Annotated in this window: 17 protein-coding genes; 14 read left to right on the forward strand and 3 right to left on the reverse strand. The window is 60.0% G+C overall.

Going from position 1 to position 12,574, the window contains the following annotated elements; all coding sequences use genetic code 11:
• The first annotated feature begins 114 nt into the window (after window positions 1–114).
• Window positions 115–1,398: a glutamate-1-semialdehyde 2,1-aminomutase gene (hemL, locus tag QWI75_RS22020; RefSeq protein WP_289271521.1), complete on the forward strand. Its 1,284-nt coding sequence runs from the start codon at window positions 115–117 to the stop codon at window positions 1,396–1,398.
• A gap of 332 nt (window positions 1,399–1,730) precedes the next feature.
• On the opposite strand, the gene QWI75_RS22025 is transcribed toward hemL, so the two are convergent.
• Window positions 1,731–1,961 (reverse strand): hypothetical protein, encoded by a 231-nt coding sequence (locus tag QWI75_RS22025; RefSeq protein ID WP_289271522.1) that lies wholly within the window; start codon window positions 1,959–1,961, stop codon window positions 1,731–1,733.
• A 260-nt stretch (window positions 1,962–2,221) separates the two neighbouring features.
• Here QWI75_RS22025 and QWI75_RS22030 point away from each other — a divergent pair, with 260 nt between their 5' ends.
• From QWI75_RS22030 to QWI75_RS22075, 10 genes are all read left to right on the forward strand, one after another.
• A complete protein-coding gene (locus QWI75_RS22030; RefSeq protein WP_289271523.1) occupies window positions 2,222–2,800 on the forward strand; it encodes a thermonuclease family protein in 579 nt (192 codons plus the stop codon).
• A gap of 103 nt (window positions 2,801–2,903) precedes the next feature.
• Window positions 2,904–3,419 carry a site-specific integrase gene (locus QWI75_RS22035; protein ID WP_289271524.1) on the forward strand — a complete coding sequence of 172 codons (516 nt, stop codon included), beginning with the start codon at window positions 2,904–2,906 and terminating at the stop codon, window positions 3,417–3,419.
• A complete protein-coding gene (locus QWI75_RS22040) occupies window positions 3,364–4,140 on the forward strand; it encodes an integron integrase (protein ID WP_289271525.1) in 777 nt (258 codons plus the stop codon). The genes QWI75_RS22035 and QWI75_RS22040 overlap by 56 nt, the downstream gene beginning before the upstream one ends.
• Before the next feature lie 972 nt (window positions 4,141–5,112).
• Window positions 5,113–5,385 carry a BrnT family toxin gene (locus QWI75_RS22045; RefSeq protein ID WP_289271526.1) on the forward strand — a complete coding sequence of 91 codons (273 nt, stop codon included), beginning with the start codon at window positions 5,113–5,115 and terminating at the stop codon, window positions 5,383–5,385.
• A gap of 296 nt (window positions 5,386–5,681) precedes the next feature.
• The gene (locus tag QWI75_RS22050) at window positions 5,682–5,924 is read left to right on the forward strand and encodes a hypothetical protein (RefSeq protein ID WP_289271527.1); all 243 of its coding nucleotides are present in this window, start codon (window positions 5,682–5,684) and stop codon (window positions 5,922–5,924) included.
• 282 nt (window positions 5,925–6,206) lie between these two features.
• Window positions 6,207–6,428: a CopG family ribbon-helix-helix protein gene (locus QWI75_RS22055; protein ID WP_289271528.1), complete on the forward strand. Its 222-nt coding sequence runs from the start codon at window positions 6,207–6,209 to the stop codon at window positions 6,426–6,428.
• Window positions 6,425–6,823, forward strand: a complete 399-nt coding sequence (locus QWI75_RS22060) for a putative toxin-antitoxin system toxin component, PIN family (protein WP_289271529.1) — start codon at window positions 6,425–6,427, stop codon at window positions 6,821–6,823. Before QWI75_RS22055 ends, QWI75_RS22060 begins: the two co-directional genes overlap by 4 nt.
• A 406-nt stretch (window positions 6,824–7,229) precedes the next feature.
• Complete coding sequence (locus QWI75_RS22065) at window positions 7,230–7,730, forward strand: nucleotidyltransferase (RefSeq protein ID WP_289271530.1); 501 nt, start codon at window positions 7,230–7,232, stop codon at window positions 7,728–7,730.
• A gap of 1 nt (window position 7,731) precedes the next feature.
• Complete coding sequence (locus QWI75_RS22070; RefSeq protein ID WP_289271531.1) at window positions 7,732–7,947, forward strand: hypothetical protein; 216 nt, start codon at window positions 7,732–7,734, stop codon at window positions 7,945–7,947.
• A 32-nt stretch (window positions 7,948–7,979) separates the two neighbouring features.
• Complete coding sequence (locus QWI75_RS22075; RefSeq protein ID WP_289271532.1) at window positions 7,980–8,798, forward strand: alpha/beta fold hydrolase; 819 nt, start codon at window positions 7,980–7,982, stop codon at window positions 8,796–8,798.
• A 306-nt stretch (window positions 8,799–9,104) separates the two neighbouring features.
• On the opposite strand, the gene QWI75_RS22080 is transcribed toward QWI75_RS22075, so the two are convergent.
• Window positions 9,105–9,494, reverse strand: coding sequence for a hypothetical protein (locus tag QWI75_RS22080; protein WP_289271533.1), 390 nt, complete (start codon window positions 9,492–9,494; stop codon window positions 9,105–9,107).
• A gap of 46 nt (window positions 9,495–9,540) precedes the next feature.
• On the reverse strand, window positions 9,541–10,182 hold the full coding sequence (locus QWI75_RS22085; RefSeq protein WP_289271534.1) for a hypothetical protein: 642 nt from the start codon (window positions 10,180–10,182) through the stop codon (window positions 9,541–9,543).
• A gap of 509 nt (window positions 10,183–10,691) precedes the next feature.
• Here QWI75_RS22085 and QWI75_RS22090 point away from each other — a divergent pair.
• From QWI75_RS22090 to QWI75_RS22100, 3 genes are all read left to right on the forward strand, one after another.
• Window positions 10,692–11,441: a methyltransferase domain-containing protein gene (locus QWI75_RS22090; RefSeq protein ID WP_289271535.1), complete on the forward strand. Its 750-nt coding sequence runs from the start codon at window positions 10,692–10,694 to the stop codon at window positions 11,439–11,441.
• Window positions 11,442–11,678: 237 nt separating this feature from the next.
• Window positions 11,679–12,107 (forward strand): META domain-containing protein, encoded by a 429-nt coding sequence (locus QWI75_RS22095; RefSeq protein ID WP_289271536.1) that lies wholly within the window; start codon window positions 11,679–11,681, stop codon window positions 12,105–12,107.
• Window positions 12,108–12,128: 21 nt separating this feature from the next.
• Window positions 12,129–12,554, forward strand: a complete 426-nt coding sequence (locus tag QWI75_RS22100) for a hypothetical protein (RefSeq protein ID WP_289271537.1) — start codon at window positions 12,129–12,131, stop codon at window positions 12,552–12,554.
• Window positions 12,555–12,574: the final 20 nt, after the last annotated feature.

A 12,574-nucleotide genomic window follows, 5' to 3' on the forward strand; every position in this document is an offset into this window, starting at 1 on the left:
CGCAGGAATCAGTGCGGCAGTGCAATGCGCGCTCCTGATGCGCAAGGACCATGCCCTCGGGTACTTCACCTCCTTGATTCAGCGATTTCACCCATGTTAGGTTGCCGCGCCCTTATGAAAACCACTAAATCACAAACCCTCTTCGAGGCGGCGCAACAGCTCATTCCCGGCGGAGTGAACAGCCCCGTGCGCGCCTTCCGTTCCGTCGGCGGGCAGCCACGGTTTATCGTCCGCGCGAAGGGCGCCTATCTCTACGATGCCGACGGCAACCGCTACATCGACTACGTGCTCTCCTGGGGGCCGATGATTCTCGGCCATGCGCCCAGGCCCGTCGTAGTCGCCCTCACGCGCGCCGCCAAGCAGGGCACGAGCTATGGAGCTCCGACCGAATTGGAAGTCCGGCTGGCCCGGATGATTCATGATGCGCTTCCGTCGATGGAAAAGGTCCGGCTGGTCAGCTCGGGCACGGAGGCGGTGATGAGCGCGATTCGCGTGGCCCGCGCCTTCACCAAACGAGACGGCGTGCTGAAGTTCGAAGGCTGCTACCACGGCCACAGCGACTATCTGCTGGCCAAAGCCGGCTCCGGACTCGCGACGCTCGGCATCCCGGAGTGCCCCGGCGTGCCGTCCGACTTCACCAAACACACGCTCACGGTTCCCTATAACGATCTCCGCACGGCGGCGCAGGTGATCCGGCAACAGGCCAAGCAACTGGCCTGCGTGATCGTCGAACCGATCGCCGGCAACATGGGGGTCGTGCCGCCGGCGCCGGATTTTCTTCCCGCGCTGCGCGAGCTGACACGCGCCCACGACATCCTGTTGATCTTCGACGAGGTCATTTCGGGATTTCGGGTGCAGTATGGCGGGGCGCAAACGCTCTATGGCATCAAGCCGGACCTGACGATTCTCGGCAAAATCATAGGAGGAGGGTTGCCGGTGGGCGCCTACGGAGGGCGGGCCGACATCATGAACTTGATCGCGCCGGCCGGGCCGGTCTATCAGGCCGGCACCTTGTCGGGCAATCCACTGGCCGTGACGGCGGGCATCGCAACGTTGACGGAACTCAAGACTCGCGGGGTCTATAGCAAGCTGGAGAAGCAGGCCGCCGCCCTGGCGGCCCAGCTCGGCGAGGCAGCCAAAAAGGCCGGCGTGGAACTCTATCAAACGCGGGTCGGGTCGATGATGGGCGCGTTTTTTACCAGGGGACCGGTGGTGGACTGGGCAACAGCCAAACAGTCGGATACGGCACGCTATGCCAAGTTCTTTCACGCCATGCTGGAGCGGGGCGTCTATCTGGCCCCATCCCAGTTCGAAGCGGCCTTCATTTCAACCGCCCATACCCCGGCGGACATCACGAAGACCGTCAAAGCCGCTCAATCGGCTTTGAGGTCTCTCTAGTGTTTGCGTCCCGGTCCCTTGCCCTCTCCCCGCACGGGGGGAAGACGGTGAGAGAGCGGGCCACTGGACTTGTGAGACGTATCGTTGGGACGCCTCACTCGATCTGTATCCCTTCAGATACAAGTCCGACCCGATTCGATACAGTGCGAAAGGTGGGGATGGGGTTCAACGCCTGCGGGACGTTCAAAAACGCCTTCCAGCGAGGCCGCAGCGAGCGAGAGGCCGAGTCGTACTTTTCGCTTGGTACGTCGAGGCCTTGAGCGTAAGACCCATTGCAGGCGGGGAGCAATGGGTACCCCAACAAGGCTGGAAGCGTTTTTCAACGTTCCGTCTTACTCGTCGTCCTCGTCGGCCATCTCAAGCGCCTCCTGCCGCTTCTGCTCCTCCATCGCATTGTGGAGCAACATGCGGATGAACATCGAGTAGAGCGACCCCTTCTCCAGAGTGCCGCCCGGCGGCACGGCGATCCGGCCCTCTTTGATCATCCTATCCATCCAGGCCTTCTGATCCGGCGCGATCAAGACCGGAATCTCCACCAGGCCCACTTTGCCAAACATATCCATGGCTTAATCCTCCGTCATTCGTCAGTCGTCATTGGTCAATTGTGAATCGCGAGATACCCTTCGTCTCCATCCGCCGCATAACACGTTTGTTTCGTCGGCTGCTGCATACCGTATCTTGCGGCATTTGATCATGCGGTTTTTCGGCTTGTCAACGGCGCAATGCGCTAAACCGCCGGTCGCCCTTCCAGACCGCGCATGTGTCTTGCAAAGTGGCTTGCAGAGCCGATTTGCCTGGAATCAACTCAGAACCAAGGTCACCCATGATCACCTCACGCCGCCTGGTCCTCATCATGATGCTTGCCTCTACCCTCTTTCCGGCATCCCCGCTTCTCGGCGGCACCGACTCCAATGGGCAAATCCCGCAACCGCAGATCTGCCCGACCTGCTGGACGCCCGCTCCGTCGCACCCGAAGCTGACGCACAAGCCTCACAAGCGGCCGCGCTCGGCTGTGAGACCCTACCGCTGGCGAAAGCACGGAGCATCTGCCTCTCATCGGTCCGGCCGAATACCGGGTCTCCGCACCCTCCCGCGCTCGAACGTGCTCTCGAACCTTCGAAGCCCGGTGGAAGTCGATGGACGATTCCTCCGGCCGATCGACGGGGACACGTTCAGTTATAACGGGATCAAGGTGCGGGTGCGTGGGATCGATGCGCCGGAGATCGGCACGCCCGGCGGATTGGAAGCCGCGCAGCGGTTCGCAGCAATCCTGCGCGAGGGGGCTATCAAGATCGTCCCGGTTTCCCACGATGTCTACGGCCGCACGGTGGCCGATGTCTTTCTCAACGGACAGAACCTCGCGGATGTCCTGATCGCGGAAGGGTATGCACGGAGGGAGTAGGGCGAATACAAGCACCGTCAATCGTCAAGGGCCACTCGTCAACCGTGAATCAACAGGGCGATGAAATCGAGCCCTTTCTTCGCTGAGGAACCAGCACACTGCCATGGAACACTTTCCAATCCAGATCACGCCAACGGAAGCCGGACGGCTCAAGGTTGTGCTCCCCTACCGGCCGGACCGGATCGCGAAGATCAGGGGCGTCAAGGGTCGCTGCTGGCATGCCGACGGCCGCTATTGGACCGTCCCAAGAACCGACGAGACTATCTCACACCTGCTCACGCTCTTTGCGGGAGAGCCGGTCGAAGTCGAGGCGTCACTCCGTTCAACTACCGGCCAGAATCCAGGGCACAAGCCAGAGGTCCGTGAAGACATTGCATCGAATCTGGCACTTCTTGACCAAGTTCGGCAAGCCATTCGACGGAGGCACTATAGTCATAAGACCGAAGAGGCCTACGTCGGGTGGATCAAACGCTTTCTCCTCTTTCACCATCAGCGTCACCCTGCAGAGATCGCCGAACAAGAAATCGGCCGGGTACCTTTCGAGCTTGGCCACACACTCCCACGTGAGCGCGTCAACACAGAATCAAGCCTTGAACGCCGTGCTGTTCCTCTACCGTGAGGTCCTGAGTAAGGAGATCGGCTATGTGAATGGGGTGGTGCGTGCCAAAAGGCCACACCGGCTACCGATGGTCTTAACACGCGAAGAAGTGAAGGCACTGCTCCGCCAGCTTGATGGGACGGCATGGCTGATGGCGACGTTGCTCTACGGCGCTGGCCTTCGCCTCATGGAGTGTTGCCGCCTCAGAGTGAAGGACCTCGACTTCACCCGAAATCAAATCGTGGTTCGAGCTGGCAAGGGGAACAAAGACCGCTATACGAGGCTTCCTCTAGCAGTGAAAGAATCCCTCGCCAGACACCTTGAGGAGATCAGACAGCAACATCAGCATGACCTCGAACTGGGATTAGGCCGTGTCGTCCTCCCGAATGCGTTGGATCGCAAATATCCCAGGGCGGGCAAAGAGTGGAGTTGGCAGTGGGTGTTCCCGGCTTCAAAATATTACACCGATCCCGTGACCCGCGAGCAGTACAGACATCACCTGCATGAATCCGTCATTCAGAAGGCCGTCAAAGAAGCCGCCCGCAAGGCTGGAATCGCCAAGCCGGCCAGTTGCCATACGTTCCGTCATTCCTTTGCGACGCACCTCCTTGAAGATGGGTACGACATTCGGACCGTACAAGAGCTACTGGGACACAGGGACGTGAGCACCACCATGATCTATACGCATGTCCTGAATCGAGGTGGGCGCGGTGTGTGCAGCCCCGCAGATCGGCTCGGTTGAGCCTCCCTGAGCCGCTGGTCAGACGGAGATAGGCTACGGGCCAATAGGGTGATAGGCCGCCGGGCAGGCGGGGTTCTCTGGAACGGCTCAAATTGACACCCTCATGTATTTCACGGAGAATCCGGCAGATTTCGCGCGGTTCGGGATGAGGAACGACGCGAGATAGGCCGCCAGAACGCGCAGTGCCTTGTCGGCTCACTTAATAGTTAGACGGCGAGCGGGGCAGAACCATGTTCTGGTACCTGCAATGATTTGCTGCTCAAGCCACGCGCATCCGTGGGATACCTTTGCGATGTCCAAGACATGGTGTCCAAGCGGCCTGCGATGCCTCATCGTCGGGGAAAGCCCGAGCGAACCGTACTTCTACGACGCGCACCGACGGGCGGCTATCCAAACCATGCTGCTGGAAGATCTGCACTCGCATGAGCTCATCGCACAACCCGACCTCCCCGCGTTCCGCGATGCTGGATTCCTCTTCGACCATGCCATCCGCTGCTTGCTCCCACAGCCTGTGGTTAAGCAGGAATGGCGCCGGGCGAAAACGTATTCATCCAAGCGCGCTGAGGCAGCGACACACCTTCAGCCCCTCCTATCCGTCGCGACCAAGGTATGGGTCATGGGCTACATCGCTCGGAACGCCGTCGCCGCTCTATGCCGTGAATTTCCGCGGGACCGCTGCGGCATCACCGAGGCACCGTATCCATGCAGGGTAGCCAACGCACCGCGATTCTTCGTCTCACGGTATCTGCTTCACGCCAGCATCGGTGAGCGCATCGTCATCGCACGCAGGCTGCATCGCTTTCTTGACGAAGAGGGTTCTAAGACATGCGCTTAATGTATCGCCGTCTAACAGCGCGTTGCAGCGGACTGCCGCGGGAGCGTGGCGCCGTTTCAGGAGCTGTGGTATCAGGGACGGCAGCCGCTGAGCGCGAGCGTTAGACCTCACCAGGGGAGTACGCGTAGAATTCGACTATGCAGTTCGCATGGGACCCCATCAAGGCGAGAAAGAATCTGGTTAAACACGGGGTTTCATTTGACGAAGCTGCCAGCGTGTTTCACGATCCACTCGCGGCGACAGGCGCCGACCCTGATCACTCCGAAAGTGAAGAACGGATGGTCACCTTTGGCATGTCATCAGCCGGCCGGCTCTTAGTCGTTGCCCACACCGAGCGCAGGAATGCGATCCGCATCATTAGTGCCCGTGTGGTAACCCAACAGGAAAGGCGCATTTATGAAGAAGGGTAGTTCCAAAGCCCATGAGCTTCGGTCTGAGTACAAGCGATCCGACTTCGGGAAGCTGGAGCGTGGCAAGTATTATGAGCGTGTCAAGTCGAGCTCCAACGTAGTGGTTCTGGATGCTGACGTGGCGAAGGTCTTTCCCAACTCAGCGTCGGTCAACAAGGCGCTGCATTCCCTCGTCGAAGTTGCGCAGAAGGCATCGGGTCTAACACGTCGTTCAATCGGACGCGGCCAACGGCGCCGCGCCGGCTAACTCCGCGTTATGCCGCTTGACCACCATCGCCGCTGAACGAGGAGCCTGAGTGTCCGAGAAGGAGGCCACAGCCCGAATCAAGATCAACAAGCTGCTCGAAGCAGCGGGCTGGCGCTTCTTCCGTGATGGCAGCGGCCCGGCCAACATCCGCCTTGAGCCGACCGGCGGAACAAGCGGGGTCAGATCTTGTTTTGTGCGTGTCGATGAGCTAGATTCGGTGACATGGTGCGTCCGCCTCGCCTTGCATTTCCGGGGACGCTGCATCAACGTTGGGGTCAGGCATGAGTATTGACTTATGGAGCGGATGACGCACGTGGGTCCATTGAGCCCGCATTCTACCTCAGCCCCGCAAGTCCAGCCTTTTTCTTAATCAGGTCTTGTCTTTGTCATCTTCCTGCCAAGCCACAACCTCTGTGGATTGAAGAAAAGGGGACATTCTGGATTTTCGTGACCGACTCCTCTGATGTTGGAGCCGGAAAAGCAGCGTTGGACCATTGTTGGACCCTCAAGCCCTCCCGCCGTCAACATCGACCCACGCTTGCGCGATCCCTTTGGATGTGTTACATAGTAACACATGAAGGCCTCTACGGTTACGATCCGTCTCGATGCCAAGATCCAGCGCGAACTGGATCGCCTGAGCCGCCAACTGGGCCGCAGTCGCAGCGACATCGTTCGCGATGCGGTAAGGCGTCAAATCGCCCTACTGCGGTTCGAACGGTCTCGCCGGAAGCTCCTTCCCCTCGCCGAGGCGCAGGGCATTCTCACCGATGAGGACGTGTTCCGCATCGTGTCGTGAGAGTCTTCCTCGATACCAATGTGTTGGTGAGCGCGTACACGACACGCGGTATCTGCGCCGACCTGCTCCGCTATATCCTGGCTGAGCATGAGTTACTCACCGGTGAGGTGAATCTGGTTGAGCTTCGTCGAGTGTTGAGGGATCGGTTCCACGCATCGCCGGAACTGACGGCCACCATCGAGGCGGAGTTGCGCGATACGACGATCGTCCCCAAGCCCGGAACGCCATCCTTGCTTCCCATTCGTGATCAGGATGACCAGTGGGTGCTTGCATCGGCAATCGCGGGCCGAGCAGATCTCCTGGTCACTGGAGACCAAGACTTGTTGGCCGTCGCACCTCAATCTCCACTCGCCATTGTCGATCCGCGCGGTTGTTGGGATCGTCTCCGCAAGTAGGAATGGCCCATCGGATGAAACCAGCACCGAGACACGCGCGGTCTCGTTGCCTCTTTCCATACGCCTCCGCTCTATTCCTTGCCACGATAACCGCCGTCTCTGCCGCCGACCTTCCCCTCTTTGACGTCCACATCCACGACAACCATGACGCCTGGGAGTCGGTCTCGGCTAAAGAAGCGATTGCGCGTCCGAAAGAGGCTGGGGTCCTGCGGGCGCTCCTGTCGAGTTCCGGCGATGAGGGCGCACAAAGGCTCTCTGGCGAAACGCGCGATTCTGATCATTCCCGAGCTGCGGCCTTATCGGAACAACGGCGAAACGTCGACCTGGTTCCTCGATGAATCGACGATTCTATGTCACACCGACTCGAACGGCTGGTATTTCCCCGCGCATTCGCTAGAATAGCCTCGTGTCCGTCTTCGAACCCATATTTCAAATCCTGAATGCGGCGGGTGCACGGTACGTCGTGGTCGGTGGCCTTGCCACGCTGTTGCATGGATATGCTAGGCTGACGGCGGATGTCGATTTGGCCGTCGATCTCGCTCCGGAAGAAGTCAGAAAAACGATTCGGGCGTTGGGTGAGAAGGGGTTTCGACCGCAGGTTCCGGTGTCGGCGGAAAGATTTGCCGATCCGGCCGTGCGTGAAGAATGGTTCGCTGAGAAGCACATGCGCGCTTTTTCACTCGTCGATCCGACCAATCCCATGAGGGTCGTGGACCTCTTGCTGAAGCCGGAGGTGCCCTTTGATGAACTCCTGGCCCGCTCACAGGAAGCCCTCGTGGGCACGACAAAAGTCAGAATTGCCTCGCTGGACGATCTGATTCTATTAAAACGGCACGCTGGTCGGCCACAGGATTTGACCGACCTTGAGCAGTTGGAGGCGATCCGCAGACAGAAAGGCAATCGCTGACATGGCCGACAAGTCCGGGGGTTTGTCAGGAGAAGCGCAGGCGGATTGGCAAGCCAGCGATCAAAGCCTGCTTGCGGCCACATTGACGGCAACACCGGCTCAACGTCTGGCGTGGTTGGAAGAGGCGCTTCATCTGGCCTATGCGAGTGGCGCGTTGAAGCCAAGAAAGCCGATCAGCCAAGAAGAATGGGAGGCGATGGGCTCATCGCCTCGGTAATCGTGCGGGGCCGTGCTGAAAGGCAAGAAGACATGGCCATTGCAAGCATAAACGGCGTGCGGCTGTTCTACGAACTCACCGGTGGTGGGGAGATTCCGCTCGTCCTGGTGCATGGGTCGTGGGACTCTCACCACGATTGGGACCTTCTCGTTCCCCATTTGACCAAGTCCTGTCGCGTGCTCACCTACGATCGGCGTGGTCACAGCCAGAGCGAGCGTCTCCCGGGACAGGGCAGCGTGCGCGAAGACGTGGCCGACCTCGCTGCGTTGATCGAGGAGTTGCGACTCGCGCCGGCCTGGATAGCCGGAAACTCTTTCGGCGCCTCCATCACGCTGCGGTTGGCTGGTGAACGCCCCGATCTCTTGCGGGGCCTCATCGCACACGAGCCACCGCTCTTTTCGCTGCTCGGCGGTGACGCCGCCGTTGCGCCGATGCTAGAGGAGATCAGGCAGAGGGTTGGGGCCGTGGTCGAGCGGATCGCCTTGGGCGATCATGCCGGCGCCGCCGAACAGTTCGCCGACACGGTCGCGCTCGGACCAGGTACGTGGGCTCGACTGCCGCGTGAGGTCCGGCAGACCATGACCGACAACGCACCGACCTTTCTCGATGAGGCACAAGATCCCGAGCAGATCGTTTTCGATCTCGAGTGGGTACAGGAGTTTTCCCGGCCCGTTCTTCTCACGATGGGCGACCAGAGCCCGCCCACCTTCGGGCCGGTCGTTCGCAAGCTGGCTCAGGCAATGCCTCACGCCGAGGTCCGGACGTTTCCGGGGGCTGGCCACATCCCACATGTCACCCACCCGGACGCCTATGCCGAGGCCATTCTTGCCTTTGTCCGCAAATACTCATGATCGTCTACCAGTAAGAGTCACTTCTGCCTCATAGGGTCTCGAAAAGGGTGGCGAATGATTGTGCGGTGTGCCGGACGAGGCAAACGCCACCGACCGGATTTGTCGAGACCGAATCCTGCTCCTTCGACCCTTTCCAGTACCTGCAGCGGACAGGCCAGAAGCAGCGCGGGGCTCACGCGGACTGTTCTGCCACTTCTCGCCAGAAGGAAATCCTGCCATGAGCACAAAAACACTCTCTGAACGTCTTGGCGGCTATGATGCCATCTCTGCCGTGACCAACAACGGGCGTCGGCTCGCGTACCAACTTTATTGAGCTGGCATCACGCTCGGCACATCGCTTTGTAAGACGATGCCGACCCCACCGCCGCCTTTCTGACGCTCGAGCTCCCGATTGATCCTGAGCGCCATGAGCTCGATGCGAAGATCGTTCCAGACCTTTGCAATACGATCAAATTGTTCAGCCGACGAACCCAAGCGGCTTGCCAAGGTTTCCATCTGCTTCATCCGTTCGGCATACGTCTTCTCAATCGCCCCCAGCTTTAATCGCTCCTGTTCGAGTTCATGCTTGAGGGTCTCAGCCTCCTTCTTGGCGGCCTGATAGGTGCTACTGCTCACGCAGCCGGAGACAGACACGGCGGCAAACCCCAGCAGGACCAACAGCGACAGGAGCCATACGGCCCGAGACATTGTATCCATGGTCCACCCTCCTCAGATCGGACAGGTCACCACATAATCTCCGCCGCTATTTCATCGCGCCTGCCCCACTCGCCTCGTGGGCTTGAAGCGGCCTGAACCGCTTCTTCATTTCCTCGACGACCCGGAGGCGGTCCTTGAGCGCCGCCTCCTCCAGTTCATAATTTCCCATCAGCGTCTCCGTGAGCGACCGCACCTCCGTCCCCAGCGCCGTAACCAGCGGCGGAAATTGCTCAATTCGTCCCTTGACGCCGGAGACGGCCTGCTGGACGCTCTGGAGCTGTGTCGTGATCTCTCCAGTCATCGACTCAATCTTGCCGGACTGGTCTTGCATTTTGGTCGCGTAGCCCTCGATGGTCTTCCTCGTGCTGGTGGTGACGGTGCTGAGTTCATGCAAAATTTGCCCATTCATCACCTCCTGCTCCTTCAGCAATTCCAGCGCCGATCTCGTATCGAGTTGGAAGGTGCCGACCTGGGCGCGGAGATTTTCCAACTCACCCTTGAAGGATTTGACCTGCTCGCGCAGGCTACCGGTCTCCGCCCGCATGGTCCTGGTCTGGGCGTCCAACTTCTTGCTCAGTTCCAGATTCAGCATCTCCAGATCCGAGGACGTGGCACAGCCTGCCGCCAGCCACGACAGAACAACGCCGGTTCCGACCAACAGGAGAGCACTTCGGGATCGTTGTTTCATAACCCACCTCCCCTGGTAAAGCGATATAGATCATCCTACTCACCGTTTGAGAGCGGGTGCCAAGTGGGAGAACTACGGAGTGAGCGACCGCGTTGTCCTCATGGGTCCTGTCGATCGCGTGCAAATTCGGGTCACCAAGAAAAGTAGGAGTGGGGCATCCACACGTCGCAGGCTGGAACTTGTACGTCCCGCGCGCCCAAGGCGCGCGCCATGCGGTTTCTCCTCATGAGCCGCTATGCCGAACGCCGACCCAGGGCCGATCAGGCAGTCTCACGCGAAACCACGTCCCCTTCCCACGGCGACGATACCTGATCGGCCTTCACTTCCCGGCGGCAGGCCGCTGTGGGAACCCAACCGATCGGAGTGCTGGGTGATTGCTCGACCATGCTGGCCCCCCTGACTTGACGCCTTCACCGCCTATGCATCAGGCTGTTGCCGAATCCCCATTGATGAACTGCTTCATCCGCTTGCCTTCGATAGCCATTTGCGACTTGTCAACGGATTGAGCCATGGCGACCGAATCATACACCCCCGGATACACGGTGCACGCGAGCGATTTCATGGCGCGACGCACTCTCCAATCTCACGGCATGTTTTTTCATGCGCATCTCAAGCCTGGATCAACCGTTCTCGATTGCGGCTGTGGTCCTGGCTCGATCACGATAGGAATTGCCGAAGCAGTCTTCCCCGGCAGGGTGACCGGAGTGGATTACGCCCGCTCGCAAATTGAATTGGCCCGACAACGGGCTGTCGAGCATGGCACCGCGAACCTCGATTATCTGACCGCCACCTGTTATGCCCTGCCTTTTGACGATGCCTCATTCGACTGCATATTCAGTCATGCGCTGCTTGAGCACTTGGCGGAACCATCGAGGGCCTTGGCAGAGTTCTACCGAATCCTTAAGCCCGGTGGCAGTATCGGCATCTGCTCTCCGGATTGGGGCGGGTTTATCGTCTCTCCGCCCTCGCCGGCATTGTCCGACGCGATGCAGGCCTATATGGCACTTCAGACCAAGAACGGAGGAGACGTGTTGATAGGCCGTAAATTTGGAACCTATTTGCACGAGGCCGGGTTTCATACCATGAGCATGCAGGCTCGCTATGAGTGTTACCCTTCTTTGAACCTGATCGGCGAGTATCTTGCTCGCCAGTTGGCTCGGGACGGACAGCAGGAGCACGCTTCGACCTGGCTCGCGTGGAGTCGCAGTCCAAGTGGACTGTTTGCCCAAACGTGGGTGTCGGCCATCGGAAGGAAATGATCGAACCCGAGACCTTCGGCATGCCTTGCCTAGCGAATCCATTGCTTCTTCTTTGCGCAAGCGAGGATCGCGGTCAGCCACTGACACGAATCACTTGGCAGGGCGCGGCAATCTTGGCAAGATACCGGCACAGCGCGTCGCCCCATGCGGATGACCCGACGGCTGATCCCGGCGAGGATATCACCGAGGGTCACCCTCTCGCCGGACCATTTTGAGATGCGCACAGCCCATCCCCTCATGATCGCAATCACAGTGATGCTGATATCCTGCGCTTCCGCTCCCTCGTCGGAAGACAGGCGCCGGCTGGCCGAGGGCACTCGGTGGGAGTTGGTCCGCTGGGGCGATCGCACGGTCCCGCATGGCGATAACGGCGAGCCCGTCATCCTCGAATTCAAAGACGGCAGGGCCTCGGGCCACACAGGCTGCAATCGGTACCACACTCGCGTCACGTTCGGGCCGGGTGAGAGACAGGTAACCGTGTCGCCCGGCATGACCACGCGCTTGGCCTGCGAGCCGCGACGCATGGAGTTCGAAGCTTCGTTCATCCGGCCATTTGAAGCCTCGACAGGGTATCGCGTCGAGGGTGAGCGTCTCTTGTTCGAGAGCGGAGGGGCCCCGCCGCTTGAGTTTTATCGTCGCCCATTGGAGCGGTATCGGGAGCGGTAACGCGGAAAGGAGGTTGGACCCATGGCAAAGGGGAACATCATGCTTCAGATCGCGGTGGAACAACTGCTCTCCCCGGCCGTCACCCATGCCCCTGAGATCTGGGCCGTGGCGTTCGACTCGCTCGACGGCGACCGGACGACGGTCCGGGAGATCGCGACCGAGAAGAGCCACCAGTTCTACGGATGGACCGATGAAGGGCACGAGTTCGGCGAGCTGCAGTTCACGGCCAACGCGCTGACGGATCTGTGGCTGGCGTTCCCCGACCTCCGCCGTCCGCCGGCGATCCTGCATGCACCGTCGCACGTCCCGTCTCCGCCCATCGACGGCGCGCGGCTGGCGCTGCTGCGGGTCCGGGACTTCGGGTATGGTTTCGATGCGCCGGCCAAGTTCGTGCTTGGCCGTCGCGTCGGCTCGCACGCCTATTTGGACGAAGAGCTTCCACTCTGAGACTTAAAGAAGCTCTCGCC

The sequence above is a fragment of the Nitrospira tepida genome (genome assembly GCF_947241125.1).
GTDB classification, from domain to species: domain Bacteria; phylum Nitrospirota; class Nitrospiria; order Nitrospirales; family Nitrospiraceae; genus Nitrospira_G; species Nitrospira_G tepida.